Below are 17527 nucleotides of genomic sequence, written 5' to 3'. Positions count from 1 at the left end.
TATGCCCTTGTTGTTCCATTTACTTTTTTCTTTACGAATTAAGGAGTCCCACCTCTTGACGGTGGGATTACCTTATAAAATAATGGTTCATATAAAATTTATCATTTCCATATTGCTTCTTTTATTTTTTATCATAAAGTTTTTCATGATGCTCTTCCTCTAATAATTTTACGTATTGGATGCGATTTATTGGAATAATGAGGGAAGCGACTTGATGTTGATCATTTTTACGATGATGATTCCTTTTGTCTTGTTTCACGTAATCCAGTTCGACAAAATTTCCCCCAACTAGACAAATCCGCCCAATTATTTCATCATCACTAATGCGGCTACGGTTATTATTTCCGATTTGTAATAGATTTCCAATTCCTAGTTCAGCTGTATTCCCTGGACTGTTTTCATTCCCATTTCCACCACTTACACGTATTTTTACTATGCAGCCGGTTAGCTGACGCAATCGAAACTCTATTCCTGTCGTTAAGCCGCCCAGCCGCACTTTAAAATTGTCGGCACACGGGGATACATGGCTAGAATGATGCGAACCGCAATCATCGCTGCAAGAACAATAATGCAACCGTTTTCCACATGCCGAGCAACTTGCAGAATGTCCATCACGACTATGATGATTTTGAAAGTCGTGATAATCTTGATTAAATTTACAGGAACAATGCTCTCGGTGTTTATGACAGTAGGAACAATGATAGCTTAATCCATTGTGAGTTAGTTTTGGGTGATGACTTTCACAATGATGACTGCTATGGTAATCGTTATAACTATCAAAACAAATGACTTCGTGCTGAATTTTCTTTCTCTTCAATCTAATATCACGAACGAAATCCCGGTTAAGGGAGCCACCACAAGATTTACAGTGACAACTACAATCATGATGTCGTGAGTGACGTTTTCCGCAACTAGAACAAGAAATATGACTCATAAAATGTTGCCCTCCTTAAAAAGATTGGACAAAATAATTTTTGTCATAGTATCTTATGTATCCTTGGATATTGAAGGAAAGGCAAATCACTATCCTTTAGAAAAATTGGCAGTTATCCGGTGTAAGTTAATTAACGTAAAACCCACTCTTCCTCAACAAAGTACCGCTAAATTACTTTTCCCATCTTCTTCCCCTCAACTAAGTACTGAATTCCATAAAGAATAAAAGCCTTATAAAAAAGGTAAAAGAAAAATTGATTGTTACTTAATTTATTTAGAGTTAATATTTTTATTTTACTTAACCACTCAATAAAGAAATAGGCAAAAATCCCATCAAATATTGCATTAACAAAAATAAATTTCTTGAAATTTCCAAAAGTGAAACGTAGTATCCACATGGAAAGCGGCATATACGGACCGATACTAAAAGGTAGTTCGTTCGTTAGAAATGATTTTCTCTTACTATAAAAACTCCACCAGTTACGGGCATAGCCAATCAGATGATTGACTATTTCAAGGCAAATAATGGAAATACCTGCAATAGAATACCTTTTGAAATTTTGTTTCCCGAAAAATAATAGTGATAACCATGGTATTACAATCATTGCTATGTTAAAAAGGAAATGTCGTTTCGATATCATCTTTTTCACCTTGTCCTCACAGAGATTTATTCTTAATTAAAGTTTCCAAAATAAAATAATTTATCACAAGTATAGCGTGTTTTTTCGATTAAAGTTTTACAAGTAAAATGGCAAGGGCGATTTTAGAAACAGAAAATGATTGGAAGTGACGCAAATAACTAATTGCTCCATGAAAAAATTCATGTTACTATTTATTATCGATAGTGAATTGTGGCGAACGTTTGTTTTTATATATTATTGTAATACAAGTGGGTAATGATATAATAGAGTCAGTAAAGCAAAAAGGAGTTGAATCGATGCCGACGATGAAAAAACAACTTGAATCTGAATATATTACCTCGGTATCAAGTGAACATCGAAAAAAATACGGACAATTTTTCACACCGAAACATATTTCAGATTTAATGGCTAAATGGGTCACCAAAGACCTGGCTAAGGGGGCAACTATATTAGATCCTGCAGTCGGTCTAGGTGTATTTATCCGCTCCATGAAAGAACAGCTCACAGCAGGTCAACAAAGGAACGTTACTTTTTTCGGATATGAAATAGATAGAAAAATATTAGATTATTTTGCCGCACATTTGGACGATACAAATATTACCATTTTCCACGAAGACTATTTAACTAGCAATTGGAAAAATACATATGATGCAATTATTTGTAATCCTCCTTATTTAAAATTTCATGATTACGAAGACAAGGATACATTATTAAAAATTGTTTCTGAAGAAATGAACTTGGAATTATCCGGTTTTACCAATATATATACATTGTTTTTATTAAAGGCTTTACATCAGCTTAATCACGGTGGCAGGGCTGCCTTTATTATTCCGTCTGAGTTTTTAAATTCGGACTATGGAAAGCAAATAAAACAATATTTGTTAGACTCAAAACTTTTAAAATTCGTTGTAATATTAGATTTCACTACTAATTGGTTTGAAGATGCCACTACGACATCGGCTCTATTCTTCTTTGAAAAAAAGAATCCAAAAGACTTTATTGAATTTATTAATATTGACTCAAAGGAAAAACTAGAAAGAACGGAAAGTTATATTAGTAAATACCCTGAGCAACCAAGACTTGGCAACACGGTAGCCCTTACGGATATCGACATTAATAAAAAATGGCGAATTTATTATCAAGGTGAAAATAGTAGTAAATACAAAAACCTTAAAGCTTTTTCTAACTTTGCGAAAGCATCACGGGGAATCGCTACTGGGGCGAATGAGTTTTTTAAATTTAATAAAACAAAACAAGCACAGTACCAGATTGCTAATCAATTTTTAATTCCTTGTTTAACGAAGGCCGTTCAAGTTGATAAAAATTTCTTCACGACTGATGATTTCAACAACTTATGGGAAAATGATAAACACGTAAAATTATTAAATGCCTATACGAAAGACTTACATGATGAAAACTTGAAAAATTATATTAAGTACGGTGAAAAATTGGGCTATCATGAACGGTATTTAACAAAAAACCGGAATCCATGGTTTAAGAACGAAACGCGAGAACCAGCGCCTATTTTAGTTGGAGTCTTTAATCGTGAAAAAATTAAATTTATTCGTAATGAAGCAAATGTCGTTAACTTAACTACCTTCCATTGTATATACATGTTACCGATGTATGATGAATATACCAATGTGTTAATGGCCTATTTATTAACCGATGTTGCCCAAGAAATATTAGAAGATAGTAGAAGAGAATATGGACGAGGTTTGAAAAAATTTGAACCTAACGATATTAATACATCATTAGTTATTGACTTAGACAGTTTAACGACAGAGCAAATTCAATTTATTACTGATATTTATCAAGTACTTAGAGAAAAGCAACTGAACGGTGCAGAGATTACAATGGAGCTTCATACGTTAAACAAATTTTTTAAAAGCTTATTAGTTATTTAGTAGAAAAGTTCTGTTAGATAGTTGTTGTATATTTTCACAAAAATGAACACAATCTGCGGACAGAACTAGACTGCAAAGGTGTCGGACTTTTATCTAGACACCTTTTTCCTTTATCCATTGATCAAATCACGAAACTTCTCCTTGTAAATCATGCCGGTGCTTTCACCAAATCCGATGTAAAATAATAATCTTCCTCTAGCTAATTTTCGCATCTTACCTTCGATGGGCGGCAACTCATTAATTTCACCGATAATCTCCCCTTGATGTATGTCAATATGAATCGTTTGTTTCATTTGATTTTTTCTGTTACGTTCAATCGTAAAGATTTTATTCTGATTATTACTATCGGATATAATCTCTAATATTCTTTTAAAAGAAATAGCATATATTTTATCAAAAAATACTTGCACATAGTAGTGGGGAACATTGTAAATATTGACCCAGCGCGCAATGGCATAAATATCTTCCACTTTTGGTGTAAAACTTAACGTATGTCGCCTTTTTAAAATGTTGATCGATTTTTTCAACTCATCTTTTATTTCCATAAGCTCTGGTGATTGCGTCATTTCGCCACGAAAAGCAGGTATTTCTATATCTCTTAAATCATTGGGCAAATCCTTATTCAAAAATTGCTGCCAAGTATTATTAAACGTTATCTTTTGTAAGGACGCTAATTGCTTTATTTTTTGTATAGAACTTTTTATTACTTTCTCCGCTTGTTCTACTCTTTTTTCAATATCCTCAAAATACTTTTCTGTTAAAAAGGAGCTAGACCGAACTTCGAAACCTGCCTTTGCTTGTTTAACAATATTATCAATATCTGCTGGACTTTTTCTGCTTATGTCATCATTGGCTACAGCCCCGCTCTCATATATTAATAAGTCGGGCCTTTTGCCAATCTTCCTTAACTCCTCTTGATAGTTGTAATAAAATTCATTAAATCCATCTTCCCCTGCTACTTTATCATCATTTTTTCCATAGCGAACTGCTCGATATTGATTAGTGAAACCTCGATTTATAAAATTAAATACAACTTCTTCCGCCCAATCTCCTTGTTCTTTATTAATTAAGAAGTCGGAAGAAGCTTGAGTTGGTTTATTTACTGTATGGTTTGGGTCATAACTTAAAATGTGCTCGGGGACATTTTCCAATAGCACGTTAATAGAATCTTTATAAGTCAATACTTTCACCTCATTACGTTCGGTTAATAGGATTAATCTAAAAGCTATTATAACAAAATTAGTTTATTTTTTTATAAGAGCTTGTCCGAGCGTATATTATATTAATTAGTATTGCAAAAGGTTATTTAGAACGGAAAAAGACAGGAATCCATCCTGTCTCCATGCTTTATTATTTTCTTTACTCCAAAATTTAGGAAGAATTAATTTCTTCCCCCGCGTGAGTTAGATTTCCCTTTCCCACGTTTTTGTTCGTCCGGCATTTTATTGCCGACATTGCGTTTTTCTTTATTTGCTTCAGAATCTTTTACCATAATTACCTCCAATGAGTTTTATTGAATTGAAACTTGTGACAATTTGACTTATAACGCTACAAATGCTGTGATCATAATTATTTTGTTTCCACTGAAGGAGAGACCATGTTTATCTTAACCATTGAACCGCTTATTATTCATTTATTTCCTTAGAAAAATGAAAGTTTAGTTATTACTTTGATTATACTTAGAAATTTCATTGAAATGTTTTTCCTTTTTCCTTTAGCTAATATAAAGTAGGAATCACATGATTATCAAACACTTACCCGCTTTTGCATCTGATTTTTTTCGTGCACGGATGAGCTATTTTATAAATCGTAGAGACTGCAGGCTAATTTTTAGCCCAACAAAGTAGCGGTCACTTTGTGAATTAGCAAACTATTGATTTACGAAATTCACAAAATATAGTATGTGGTGGCAAATGTTACCGAAGAAATTTTTATTTCTAATAGTATTCTGATATAATAATGCTTTATCATTAAGTCACCAGGGGGAAAAGCAATATGTACAATAAACAAGACTTACTTCATGATCTGCATAAATTAAGAATAAGCAATTTTGGAACATTGCTCGTACATTCATCGATGAAAAGTATTGGTGCAGTAGACGGTGGGGCTGAAACCGTTCTTGATGCTTTATCCGAATATATGAAAGATGGACTATTAGTGCTTCCTACTCACACATGGTCATATATCAATGCGGAAAATCCAAACTTTTACGTTGACGAATCACCTAGTTGTGTTGGTATTTTAACAGAATTATTTCGAAAACGTCCTGGAGTTGTTCGCTCTTTACATCCTACTCACTCCGTTGCTGCCCTAGGAGAAGACGCTAGTGATTTTATTGCTGGAAATGAACAGTTTGATACACCTTGTGCGAGAGGATCATCATGGGGAAAATTACTCGATAGAAAAGCGACGATTTTGTTAATTGGCGTCGATTTACGGAGAAACACTTATATTCACGGCGTCGAGGAATGGCTAGATATTCCTAATCGGCTAACAGATGACCATGAACAGCTTTACACTGTATTACGAGATGGAACGAAAATAACGGTTCCATCAAGAAGACATATCGGTCATACGTCGGAAAAATACGAAAGAGTAGATCAGCTATTTCAAGAAACCGGGGCAATGTATTTAGGAAAGTTTGGCGATGCAACAGTACGAGTTTGTAACACTGAAAAAATGACGGAAGTATTGTTAAGTGTATTAAAGAAAAATCCACACATTTTTTCTTAAAGGTGCCTGTCCCCAACAATTCGCAATGTTGTGACATATAAGAAGACTCTAGCGGTCTGCCCAATTACATGGGACGGACCTTTATTTATGTATTACAACCTCTTGTAAAATTGTTTTTAGTGAAATATTTGCTCTAAATGGGGAAAACAACCTACATTCAATAGCAAACAATTAAGTTATGATTGAATATGTGTAAAGGAGTTTTGTAAAGGAGTTTATCCATGAAACTAATCATTGCGATTATTCAAAAACAAGACAGTTCGGCATTAATGAAAGCTTTAGTTGCACAAAACATTCAAGCGACTAAACTATCAAGTACAGGTGGATTTTTACGTTCAGGAAATACAACTTTTTTGATTGGGGCGAAAGAGGGGCGGGTCGATGAGGTACTTCGCATTATCGAACAAACAGGTAAAAAAAGAGTAAAAGAAGCCCCCCCTATTTCACCATTAGGAGGTAGTGTGGAGCAATTTTTACCTAATCCTCATCAAGTGATGGTAGGTGGAGCAACTGTTTTCGTACTGCCAATTGAACAATTTAATCGTTAACAAAGTGAACTTAACAAGTTTGCACCCGATTCTTCCATGCTTACAAATCATATCCCTAGGAATAACCAAAGGCACTCGCCAAAAATATTAAGACAACTCGATATTTCTTTCTCTTCTCTCGCTCAACAAGCGGTTCTACAAATTTGTGGATTACTAGTCTTAGCTTGTACTTATTTAGAAGCCATGAATTAATTTATCATAGTATATCCTTCCCCCGCTTACAAAGATAGCGGGGACTACTCTTTATTAAGTTAAATCTCAAGCAAAATCGGAACTATCATCGGTTCCTTCTTCGTCTTATTAAAAATATATTGACGTATTAATTTTTTCATTTGCTTTTTCATGGAATTTTTCCCCGTTCGCTCCTCTTCGTACAATTCATCCGCCTTCTCTAAAATAAGTTTCATCATTTCTTTACGGAGCTCCGAAAACTTTTTATCTGTAAATCCACGGGTAATAATTTCCGGCTCCGCTAATAATTTCCGATTCGCCTTATCAATCGGTAAAATGATCATTAACATTCCATCTTCTGAAATCTGCTTGCGATCGCGTAACACAAATTCCATCGTTCCTATATCTGATCCATCGACATAAGTATTTCCAACAGTAATGGACCTAGTCAACCGTGGTACTGAATTTTCAATATCAACAACATCGCCATTATTAATAATAAAAGTATTTCCATGTTCCACACCAACAGTTTCCGCCAGTAATCGGTGGTGGTGGAGCATACGATATTCACCGTGGATTGGGATAAAGTACTTAGGCTTCATTAAAGTAAGCATTAGTTTTAAGTCTTCTTGATAACCATGTCCAGAAACATGCATTCCCGATGTGCTGCCCGATCCATAAATTACTTTAGCACCTAATTTAAATAAATTATCAACAATAGCAGTGACATTTTTTTCATTACCTGGAATCGGACCAGCAGCGATAATAACCGTATCTTCTGCCATTATTTCCACATCACGAAAATCACCTGTAGACAAGCGACTAAGTGCAGCCAATGACTCTCCTTGACTGCCAGTACATAAAATTGTTACTAAATTAGGAGGGAGTTGATTTACTTCACGAGGCTCTATTAACATGTCATCGGGAACTGTTAAATAACCCCGTTCTATAGCTAAATTTACTACATTTACCATCGTTCTTCCTAATAATGCCAATTTTCGATTCGTCTTACTTGATGCATTCACGACCTGCTGGATCCTGCTTATATTTGAGGCAAAGGTTGAAACGATAACTTTTTGCTCTGCTTTTAAAAACGCGGCATCTAAATGTTCTTCAACCAATTGTTCTGACGGGGTCCAACCAGGACGCTCAGCATTCGTACTTTCAGATAATAAAAGTAAAACCCCTTTATCTCCAATTTCAGCCATTTTATGAATTTCAGGACGTTCATCATTTGCAGGAGTAAAATCAAATTTAAAATCTCCAGTATGTACAATTGTTCCTTCAGGTGACTGAAACACAATCCCTAAACAATCAGGAATACTATGATTGACTTTAAAGAAGGACAGTTTAAACTGCCCAATTTGAATTTCTGATTCTGAATTTATTTCATGTAATTGACTCTCTCTTAAAATCCTGTGCTCTTTTAATTTTAATTCTATCAATCCTAAAGTAAATCTTGTCGCATACACAGGTACATTTAATTTTTTCAAAAAGAAAGGAATTCCGCCAATATGGTCTTCGTGGCCATGGGTAACAATTAGTGCACGTACTTTTTCTTGCTTTTCCAACAAATAAGAGAAATCAGGAATAATTAAATCAATCCCTAACAAACTTTCATCTGGAAATTTATTCCCACAATCAATTACTAATATATCATCACCATATTCAAGAACATACATATTTTTACCAATCTCATGCAATCCGCCAAGGGCATATATGGAAAGAATATTCTTATCCATCCTTTAGCTTACCTCCCTATATACATTTCACATAGTATGTCCTATATATTTCCATTTTATCCCGTATTAACTAGTGGGATTCTCCGAGTCTAGAGAATTTAGTAATTGAATGGGGAATGACAATTTCTAAGCTAAATCCTAATTGAAAATATTAATTTACTGAAACTATTTAAGATAATATGCCATCAGTATGTCATCTCCATAAGATCCATCTTCATATTTAATTTATTTTTTTTATTTTCCTTCCTCAACAAAACCCATACGCTTATATAATTTAATCGCCTCCCTCTCATTGACAGATATTACCCCTAAGCATATCTTATCTAATTCCATTTGTAGTTTTATTAAGAAGAAAAATGGTATGCTAGTAAGTGAATAAATAAAGATAGGTGATTATAATGAAAAAGAAAATAAAAGTAGTTGCTGCCATTATTGAAAATGATCAAGAGGAAATTTTATGTGCCCTCAGATCCCCAAAAATGTCTATACCAAATCATTGGGAGTTTCCCGGTGGAAAAGTGGAAGAAGATGAAGATGTTTTCTCTGCACTAAAACGTGAAATTGAAGAGGAATTTGAATGTAAAATTGAAACGTACGACATACATAATGAAAATATCCATGAATATGATACGTTTATTATCGATTTAATTGCGATTAAAGCCAAAGTTATTGCAGGAAATCCGGTTCCGGTTGAACATTCTAAGTTTATCTGGCTTAAAAGAGAAAACCTTAAATCACTTATTTGGGCCCCGGCAGACATTCCTGCAGTAGAATTGCTGGTAAATGGAAAATAGTCTTCTCATTTTGAGAAGACTATATCTTTTCCGTAAACTCTGTATAGAGGTTATTTGGAATTTCATGTTCGAGTTCTAATTTTACAGTGATTGGTTTTTCACCATCAAATTCTATTGTGTTTCCTTTTCCAATATAAATATAAGGCTCTGTCTTTCCATCAATTTCCCTATATTTTCGAACAAATAGATGAAGATGAATTCCCCTATTTTTATTCAATATAATATTTTTTCCTCGTTCAGATGATTGTACTGTACTATTTGGGGTTTGCCATTGAAAATACTGGCGATTAATAAATTTATCATGGTAATTAATACTTTCTTTTATATTGTCTTCTTTATGTAAATCAATGAAAAGAAAATAATCATTACCATTTGTTAAAAGCCCAGAACCCCTAAACGAACTGTGGGTTTTACGATAGTTAGACAAAAGAGCAGCATCCATCATTTGATATTGCTCGTAAAGTTTAAAATGTGGAAAACCATAATATTCTCTTTTATATTCCTTTTCGTATCTAAAAATTCCATATTGAATAACATCTTTTATATAACTGCTAAATTCATTATTTTCGAGTACCCTACTAAAAATATCTGTCCTATCAGCTACACCATTTGAATAATTTACAAGCTTTACTCCTCTGCTTTTTTGTCCGGTATCATAATAGTCTTGATTTAATACCTCTAACGCATGTTGTACACTATCCACATCAGCTTTCTCGACATATTTTAAAATTTCTTGTTTTGACTGCTCTACTGTAACTTGTTGTTTCTCAAGTAAAAGTTTAAGAATGACAAATTCATGAATGCGTTTTAAAGGTAATTTTCCTGATAATTCCTTTAAAATGCTTTCAAAATTATCATCAAGTAATAATTTTTTGAGTGATTCATCCTTCTCCGTTTTCGCAACAAATTGGAGATAAGATTTTTCCCGATGAATAAACTTAATTGGATCTGGTGCACCGTCAAATTTTAAATAATCGAGTAAAAGATAAGGGATTCTTCCTTGATTCATCTTTTTAAATTCATAATATTCATCTCGTAAATACCTTAAAGAATTAAAGTTTTCACGATCGATTTGTTGAAGTATACGCTCCTTTGAAATTTCATCCATTTGAATGTGTGTAGCTCCCGGTATACTAGCAAATCCAGTCGCAACAGCAACTTTTAAACTTTCTTTATCATAATATCTGCTCCCATTCAGGGCCAATGCAATCAGAAATACTTTACTGTGATTACCAATAAAGTCAAGAACCGTTAAAAAAGTTTTTCCTTCGTATTTTCTAAGTCCTCTCCCCAATTGCTGAATGAAAACGATTGGTGAGTTTGTTGGTCTTAACATAAGTACGGTATTTATAGAAGGAATGTCTACACCTTCGTTAAAAATATCAACAGAGAAAATCACCTGGAGTTCATCATTCTCATTTTCTAATCTATTAATATAATACGCTCTTTCATCAACTGAATGACCTCCGTGTAAACAAACACTTGAATACCCGCGCTTATTGAATTCATCCGCCATAAATTGAGCATGCTCTACACTTGCACAAAACCCTAAACATTTCCTTTTGTCCCCATCATGACTATAGAAGTTCATTTTTTCAATAATAAAATCTACCCGCTCATTAACCTTCAAACGTTTTGTAACTTCAGCTATATCATCAATATCTACATCACTTAAGTCAATTCCCTCAATATCTGTTATACCAAAGTAATGAAACGGAATAACTAAATCATCTTCTAAAGCTTCATGTAAACGAACTTCAATTGCCACATTATTATCGAAAAGATCAAATACATTCATATTATCACTGCGCTCAGGGGTGGCTGTCATGCCTAATGTAAATTTTGGAGTAAAGTAATTCATGATAATTTGATAACTTGGACTAGCAGCATGGTGCGCTTCATCATAAATAATGTAATCAAACTCATTTCTCTCAAAATCTTGATAGCATCTAGTTAATGTTTGAATCGTAGAAAAAATATAGTCAGCTTGTTTATCTTTAGCGTTTCCAGTCAATAAACCAAATGTTACATTTTCATTTGGCAGTAAAAACTCGAAAGTCCCTTTTGCCTTCTTTAGGATTTCTTCTCTATGTACAATAAATAATAGTTTCTTAGGTTTAAAATTTTTCACATCAAAAGCAGACATATACGTTTTTCCTGTACCGGTAGCTGCAATAACTAAAGCTTTCGACTCCCCATAACTACGTAATCTCTCCAAACTCTCCATAGCCCTTTTCTGCATACGATTTGGAACAACATATTTCCCTCGTTCAAAAACTGTTTGGCGCATAGGTGTTGTTCTCTTAATAGTGGCTAGGAAATTTTCATATTCCCCAATAAACGTTTCCGTTGCTTCTTCACTGATTTCCCATAAATGGTTATATTCTTTGATAACTTCCTTTACAAATTCAGATTCGTTTTTAGAAACAACTTCAACATTCCATTCAATATTACTTTTTAATGCACTTTGAGTTATGTTAGCAGAACCAATAATTACTTTATATGTATCTTGATATTCAAAAATATAAACTTTTGTATGAAAACCCTTTTCTGCTACCGTATCAAACACTTTTAAATCAATATTATTAAATGTTTTAATCTTTTCTAGTGCCTTAACCTCAGTGAAATTTAAATAGGTGGAAGTGATTATTTTCCCTTTGACCCCTCTACCCTCCGCTTCTTTCAGTGGATCAAGCAGTAACTGAAGTCCGCTAAAATTTATAAATGCCACACTAAAATAAAAAGATTCACATTCTTTTAATGACTTTACTAGTTCATTTAGTAGATTTCCACTATCAGAATTTACAATTAAACGTTTATCATTTGTCATATTAGAACTCCTAATACTATTTGTTTTAATTTCCTTATTTTAATTGAGTTTCTCTATTCGTTCTTTTTGATTAGTAGAGATTTTTTTCTTGTTTCTCTATCTACCATTTCGATTCACTTCAATTTACTGGTTATAGCATCCACGGTTCTTTAATCAATAATTCTATCTTAATAACTTGAAATATAGTTCCTTTTATTTTTTTAATATTAATAATTATTAATAATTTGATCCTTTTAAAATTCATTGTTACTTTTTATTCTTCCTTTATCGGTTCATATAATAATTGAATAAATATGGAGTTCATTATCTACTGAATAATCTGCTATCCTTTATTGTGCCCACAATTTATCGAAATTGGATTAATAGGACTTGTCTCCAGTTCCTTTTGATAATCGTACGTTTCCTACTATATGCTATTATTACTCATCCAAAAAATCTTGTACCTTCTCATAAAAAAGATACAGTGGTTTTTTTTCGACACCAAGACCTTTTTCTATCATAATGTCAACAATTCCAGTTCCATTCATTAGAATAATAGGGACTGCTCCTTTTTGAATAGATATTCCTTTTGCATTTTGTGTAAAATCGGAAGTTGTGAAGAATATACCTTGTTCATAATTTCCTTGAATAGCTCCTCGAAATTGTTGAATCTCTTTTCTACCAACATTTCCTTGCCACCTTTTACATTGAAAAGCAACATTCATTGTGGCTAGTCCTAATTTCAGTTTACCATATCCATCAATACCACCATCAGGGCCAATATTAGTAACATTCACACTTACAAACCCATAAATTTGAAGAAATTTCTTTGCAAATTCTTCAAATTGTCTCGGCGTTAATTCATGGAGCCTATCTAGTAACTGCGATTTAAAGTCATCTTCATAGTTATCATATAATTCAACAAGGTTTAATGGGGCTGGTCGGTTTTCTTGAGGTGATTGAATTCGTAATCTTCCTTGTTCAGTTATCGCCCATATCCCTCTTTGCGGACTATACATATCACCATTATCAATTAATTTTTGTCTTACCCATTGGATACGATTTGTCCATTTGTTTACGCCAGATACCATAACTTCTTCCAAATCTTCCCGTGTTAATTCCGGGAACTTCTTTGTCACTAGAGGATAAACATCTTTGGGCCTACCTTGCCCTCCAAGGTCGATCAGTACTTGTAATAAAGGAATCTCAATATCAGATTGTTGTGGCATTACCATTAGAAAAACCTACCCTTTTGCTATTATAAAACGTAAAAGTCTATAAATTAAAAATTTTTATAGATAGGTATATTGTATCATAAGAAATTTAAAGAAGGAGGTGAATTTTTCTGAACAAACTGTATTCGTTTGAAATTGAATCCAAATAATCATATTTTATATTTATAATATTTTGAATACGTTTTTCTTATACTACCTAATTATTAGCTATTCAGTTGGAATGGCATGAGTCATAGAAGAGTTGTTTTTATCCGTTACTTTAGGATTAACGATGGCACTCGCTGTTTCTGCTGTTGGTTGGTACAGAGGAGGTTTAGAGATTGCTCTGATTGTCGCCATAACAATGATTTTAATCGTTATTACGGGTAGCTTAATTGGAATGTCTCTCCCCTTTCTCTTTAGTAAGTTTAAAATTGACCCTGCAACCGCTAGTGCACCCCTAATTACTTCAATCTGTGATATTTCTGGCGTATTAATTTATTTTAGTGTCGCTTCAAAGATTTTATCTTCATAAATTTTCTCCCATACAAAGTAAACGTCAAACAATTAGACAACTTAAACATCTAATCGTTTGGCGTTTTATTCATAAATTGTTTCACAGGATACTCGTCTGTCCCACGTAAGCATGATATGTAGATTCCGTTCGTAATTCGAGAATTTCATCCTGCTTCCTTCAGACTCCCCGTCACCACGGGACGCCTTGCTTTTTTGCTAACAGTTCTTACTGCTAAGTCTGTAGTAAAACTTTCATCACCAATTTATTACTTATTCCATGCGCACACAAAAAAGACAGTGAATCATCACTGTCTTTTTACCTTGCTTGGCAGCGTCCTACTCTCACAAAGGCAAAGCCTTCACTACCATCGGCGCTGAAAAGCTTAACTTCCGTGTTCGGGATGGGTACGGGTGTGACCTTCTCGCCATTACTGCCAAACAATATTCAGTTGAGAATGAATTAAGGAAATCATTCTCTCAAAACTAGATCATGTAAGGAAAACTCGAGTAAATATATGATTAAGTCCTCGAACGATTAGTATCCGTCAGCTTCACACGTCACCGTGCGTCCACCTCGGACCTATCAACCTTGTCATCTTCAAGGGTTCTTACTATAACCGAAGTTATATGGGAAATCTCATCTTGAGGGGGGCTTCATGCTTAGATGCTTTCAGCACTTATCCCTTCCGCACATAGCTACCCAGCGATGCCTCTGGCGAGACAACTGGTACACCAGCGGTGCGTCCATCCCGGTCCTCTCGTACTAAGGACAGCTCCTCTCAAATTTCCTACGCCCACGACGGATAGGGACCGAACTGTCTCACGACGTTCTGAACCCAGCTCGCGTACCGCTTTAATGGGCGAACAGCCCAACCCTTGGGACCGACTACAGCCCCAGGATGCGATGAGCCGACATCGAGGTGCCAAACCTCCCCGTCGATGTGGACTCTTGGGGGAGATAAGCCTGTTATCCCCGGGGTAGCTTTTATCCGTTGAGCGATGGCCCTTCCATGCGGAACCACCGGATCACTAAGCCCGACTTTCGTCCCTGCTCGACTTGTAGGTCTCGCAGTCAAGCTCCCTTGTGCCTTTACACTCTACGAATGATTTCCAACCATTCTGAGGGAACCTTTGGGCGCCTCCGTTACTCTTTAGGAGGCGACCGCCCCAGTCAAACTGCCCACCTGACACTGTCTCCCACGTCGATAAGACGTGCGGGTTAGAATTTCAATACAGCCAGGGTAGTATCCCACCGTCGCCTCCACCGAAGCTGGCGCTCCGGCTTCTACGGCTCCTACCTATCCTGTACAAGCTGTACCAAAATTCAATATCAGGCTACAGTAAAGCTCCACGGGGTCTTTCCGTCCTGTCGCGGGTAACCTGCATCTTCACAGGTAATATAATTTCACCGAGTCTCTCGTTGAGACAGTGCCCAGATCGTTACGCCTTTCGTGCGGGTCGGAACTTACCCGACAAGGAATTTCGCTACCTTAGGACCGTTATAGTTACGGCCGCCGTTTACTGGGGCTTCAATTCAGAGCTTCGCACAAGTGCTAACCCCTCCTCTTAACCTTCCAGCACCGGGCAGGCGTCAGCCCCTATACTTCGCCTTGCGGCTTCGCAGAGACCTGTGTTTTTGCTAAACAGTCGCCTGGGCCTATTCACTGCGGCTCTCTCGGGCTTGCACCCTACCAGAGCACCCCTTCTCCCGAAGTTACGGGGTCATTTTGCCGAGTTCCTTAACGAGAGTTCTCTCGATCACCTTAGGATTCTCTCCTCGCCTACCTGTGTCGGTTTGCGGTACGGGCACCTGTATTCTCGCTAGAAGCTTTTCTTGGCAGTGTGAAATCAGGAACTTCGGTACTATATTTCCCTCGCCATCACAGCTTGAGCTTTTCGACAATGGGATTTGCCTCATTGTCACTCTTGCTGCTTGGACGCGGACATCCAATGCCGCGCTTACCCTATCCTCCTGCGTCCCTCCATCACTCAAACGAATACGAGGTGGTACAGGAATATCAACCTGTTGTCCATCGCCTACGCCTTTCGGCCTCGGCTTAGGTCCCGACTAACCCTGAGCGGACGAGCCTTCCTCAGGAAACCTTAGGCATTCGGTGGAAGGGATTCTCACCCTTCTTTCGCTACTCATACCGGCATTCTCACTTCTAAACGCTCCACTAGTCCTTCCGGTCTAGCTTCGACGCATTTAGAACGCTCTCCTACCGCGAACACGTAAGTGTTCACCCGCAGTTTCGGTGATACGTTTAGCCCCGGTACATTTTCGGCGCAGAGTCACTCGACCAGTGAGCTATTACGCACTCTTTAAATGGTGGCTGCTTCTAAGCCAACATCCTGGTTGTCTAGGCAACTCCACATCCTTTTCCACTTAACGTATACTTTGGGACCTTAACTGGCGGTCTGGGCTGTTTCCCTCTTGACCACGGATCTTATCACTCGTAGTCTGACTCCCAAGAATAAGTATTTGGCATTCGGAGTTTGTCTGAATTCGGTAACCCGATGAGGGCCCCTAGTCCAAACAGTGCTCTACCTCCAATACTCTCCTCTTGAGGCTAGCCCTAAAGCTATTTCGGAGAGAACCAGCTATCTCCAAGTTCGATTGGAATTTCTCCGCTACCCACACCTCATCCCCGCACTTTTCAACGTACGTGGGTTCGGGCCTCCAGTAAGTGTTACCTTACCTTCACCCTGGACATGGGTAGGTCACCTGGTTTCGGGTCTACGACCTCATACTCATTCGCCCTATTCAGACTCGCTTTCGCTGCGGCTCCGGATCTAACCTTAACCTTGCATGAAATCGTAACTCGCCGGTTCATTCTACAAAAGGCACGCCATCACACGTAATTGTGCTCTGACTACTTGTAGGCACACGGTTTCAGGATCTCTTTCACTCCCCTTCCGGGGTGCTTTTCACCTTTCCCTCACGGTACTGGTTCACTATCGGTCACTAGGGAGTATTTAGCCTTGGGAGATGGTCCTCCCTGCTTCCGACGGGATTTCACGTGTCCCGTCGTACTCAGGATCCCTCGAAGAGTGGTTGAAATTTTGACTACAGGGCTATTACCTTTTCTAGCAGGCCTTTCCAGACCGCTTCGTCTATTCCAACCTTTTGTAACTCTATGTTCAAGGTCCTACAACCCCAAGAGGCAAGCCTCTTGGTTTGGGCTGTTCCCGTTTCGCTCGCCGCTACTTGGGGAATCGATTTTTCTTTCTCTTCCTCCGGGTACTTAGATGTTTCAGTTCCCCGGGTCTGCCTTCCATACTCTATGGATTCAAGTATGGATACTGTTCCATTACGAACAGTGGGTTTCCCCATTCGGAAATCTCCGGATCAAAGCTTACTTACAGCTCCCCGAAGCATATCGGTGTTAGTCCCGTCCTTCATCGGCTCCTAGTGCCAAGGCATCCACCGTGCGCCCTTTCTAACTTAACCATTAAAAAGGATTGAATCTTTACTCGATGATTGTCTAGCTACGGCTCCTAGCGTCTAGCAAACTTCGC

11 protein-coding genes, 2 rRNA genes and 1 pseudogene are annotated in these 17527 nt (G+C 36.8%); 5 read left to right on the top strand and 9 right to left on the bottom strand.

Annotation, left to right across the window (positions count from 1 at the left end):
* Window positions 1–121 precede the first annotated feature (121 nt).
* Window positions 122–934 (bottom strand): hypothetical protein, encoded by an 813-nt coding sequence (locus BN1242_RS13570; protein WP_158661025.1) that lies wholly within the window; start codon window positions 932–934, stop codon window positions 122–124.
* Between the two features lie 166 nt (window positions 935–1100).
* Window positions 1101–1574 carry a hypothetical protein gene (locus BN1242_RS01120; RefSeq protein WP_062350159.1) on the bottom strand — a complete coding sequence of 158 codons (474 nt, stop codon included), beginning with the start codon at window positions 1572–1574 and terminating at the stop codon, window positions 1101–1103.
* 296 nt (window positions 1575–1870) lie between these two features.
* Between BN1242_RS01120 and BN1242_RS01115 the strand changes: the two genes are divergently transcribed.
* Complete coding sequence (locus tag BN1242_RS01115; RefSeq protein WP_062350157.1) at window positions 1871–3481, top strand: HsdM family class I SAM-dependent methyltransferase; 1611 nt, start codon at window positions 1871–1873, stop codon at window positions 3479–3481.
* A 110-nt stretch (window positions 3482–3591) separates the two neighbouring features.
* On the opposite strand, the gene BN1242_RS01110 is transcribed toward BN1242_RS01115, so the two are convergent.
* On the bottom strand, window positions 3592–4662 hold the full coding sequence (locus BN1242_RS01110) for an AccI family restriction endonuclease (RefSeq protein WP_062350155.1): 1071 nt from the start codon (window positions 4660–4662) through the stop codon (window positions 3592–3594).
* Window positions 4663–5476: 814 nt separating this feature from the next.
* On the opposite strand from BN1242_RS01110, the gene BN1242_RS01105 reads away from it, so the two are divergent.
* Both BN1242_RS01105 and BN1242_RS01100 read left to right on the top strand, forming a co-directional pair.
* Complete coding sequence (locus tag BN1242_RS01105) at window positions 5477–6214, top strand: AAC(3) family N-acetyltransferase (protein WP_062350153.1); 738 nt, start codon at window positions 5477–5479, stop codon at window positions 6212–6214.
* A 221-nt stretch (window positions 6215–6435) separates the two neighbouring features.
* On the top strand, window positions 6436–6762 hold the full coding sequence (locus BN1242_RS01100) for a cyclic-di-AMP receptor (RefSeq protein WP_062350151.1): 327 nt from the start codon (window positions 6436–6438) through the stop codon (window positions 6760–6762).
* Between the two features lie 251 nt (window positions 6763–7013).
* On the opposite strand, the gene BN1242_RS01095 is transcribed toward BN1242_RS01100, so the two are convergent.
* A complete protein-coding gene (locus BN1242_RS01095) occupies window positions 7014–8675 on the bottom strand; it encodes a ribonuclease J (RefSeq protein ID WP_062350149.1) in 1662 nt (553 codons plus the stop codon).
* 225 nt (window positions 8676–8900) lie between these two features.
* Window positions 8901–9017 (bottom strand): annotated as a pseudogene (locus BN1242_RS13055) (GNAT family N-acetyltransferase); the annotation flags it as partial.
* Between the two features lie 56 nt (window positions 9018–9073).
* On the opposite strand from BN1242_RS13055, the gene BN1242_RS01090 reads away from it, so the two are divergent.
* On the top strand, window positions 9074–9469 hold the full coding sequence (locus BN1242_RS01090) for a (deoxy)nucleoside triphosphate pyrophosphohydrolase (RefSeq protein ID WP_062350147.1): 396 nt from the start codon (window positions 9074–9076) through the stop codon (window positions 9467–9469).
* 19 nt (window positions 9470–9488) lie between these two features.
* Here BN1242_RS01090 and BN1242_RS01085 read toward each other — a convergent pair whose 3' ends face one another.
* Both BN1242_RS01085 and BN1242_RS01080 read right to left on the bottom strand, forming a co-directional pair.
* Window positions 9489–12299 (bottom strand): DEAD/DEAH box helicase, encoded by a 2811-nt coding sequence (locus tag BN1242_RS01085; RefSeq protein ID WP_062350146.1) that lies wholly within the window; start codon window positions 12297–12299, stop codon window positions 9489–9491.
* A gap of 419 nt (window positions 12300–12718) precedes the next feature.
* Window positions 12719–13513 (bottom strand): restriction endonuclease, encoded by a 795-nt coding sequence (locus BN1242_RS01080; RefSeq protein WP_062350144.1) that lies wholly within the window; start codon window positions 13511–13513, stop codon window positions 12719–12721.
* A 241-nt stretch (window positions 13514–13754) separates the two neighbouring features.
* Here BN1242_RS01080 and BN1242_RS01075 point away from each other — a divergent pair, with 241 nt between their 5' ends.
* The gene (locus tag BN1242_RS01075; protein WP_275259435.1) at window positions 13755–14027 is read left to right on the top strand and encodes a magnesium transporter; all 273 of its coding nucleotides are present in this window, start codon (window positions 13755–13757) and stop codon (window positions 14025–14027) included.
* A 304-nt stretch (window positions 14028–14331) separates the two neighbouring features.
* On the opposite strand, the gene rrf is transcribed toward BN1242_RS01075, so the two are convergent.
* Together rrf and BN1242_RS01065 are read right to left on the bottom strand one after the other, a co-directional pair.
* Window positions 14332–14447 (bottom strand): 5S ribosomal RNA (gene rrf, locus BN1242_RS01070).
* Between the two features lie 76 nt (window positions 14448–14523).
* Window positions 14524–17459: ribosomal RNA gene (locus tag BN1242_RS01065) — 23S ribosomal RNA — on the bottom strand.
* Window positions 17460–17527 lie beyond the last annotated feature (68 nt).

This window comes from Bacillus kwashiorkori (assembly GCF_001375515.1).
Classification (GTDB): Bacteria; Bacillota; Bacilli; order Bacillales; family Caldibacillaceae; genus Bacillus_BK; species Bacillus_BK kwashiorkori.
Note: the sequence above shows the minus strand (reverse complement) of the source record. Positions and strands in the feature narration are given on the sequence as shown.

What these genes read in the sequence shown, in the direction of transcription:
- BN1242_RS13570 (WP_158661025.1), bottom strand. Translation starts at nt 934, where the DNA reads ATGAGTCATATTTCTTGTTCTAGTTGCGGAAAACGTCACTCACGACAT.
- BN1242_RS01120 (WP_062350159.1), bottom strand. Translation starts at nt 1,574, where the DNA reads ATGATATCGAAACGACATTTCCTTTTTAACATAGCAATGATTGTAATA.
- BN1242_RS01115 (WP_062350157.1), top strand. Translation starts at nt 1,871, where the DNA reads ATGCCGACGATGAAAAAACAACTTGAATCTGAATATATTACCTCGGTA.
- BN1242_RS01105 (WP_062350153.1), top strand. Translation starts at nt 5,477, where the DNA reads ATGTACAATAAACAAGACTTACTTCATGATCTGCATAAATTAAGAATA.
- BN1242_RS01100 (WP_062350151.1), top strand. Translation starts at nt 6,436, where the DNA reads ATGAAACTAATCATTGCGATTATTCAAAAACAAGACAGTTCGGCATTA.
- BN1242_RS01095 (WP_062350149.1), bottom strand. Translation starts at nt 8,675, where the DNA reads ATGGATAAGAATATTCTTTCCATATATGCCCTTGGCGGATTGCATGAG.
- BN1242_RS01090 (WP_062350147.1), top strand. Translation starts at nt 9,074, where the DNA reads ATGAAAAAGAAAATAAAAGTAGTTGCTGCCATTATTGAAAATGATCAA.
- BN1242_RS01085 (WP_062350146.1), bottom strand. Translation starts at nt 12,299, where the DNA reads ATGACAAATGATAAACGTTTAATTGTAAATTCTGATAGTGGAAATCTA.
- BN1242_RS01080 (WP_062350144.1), bottom strand. Translation starts at nt 13,513, where the DNA reads ATGGTAATGCCACAACAATCTGATATTGAGATTCCTTTATTACAAGTA.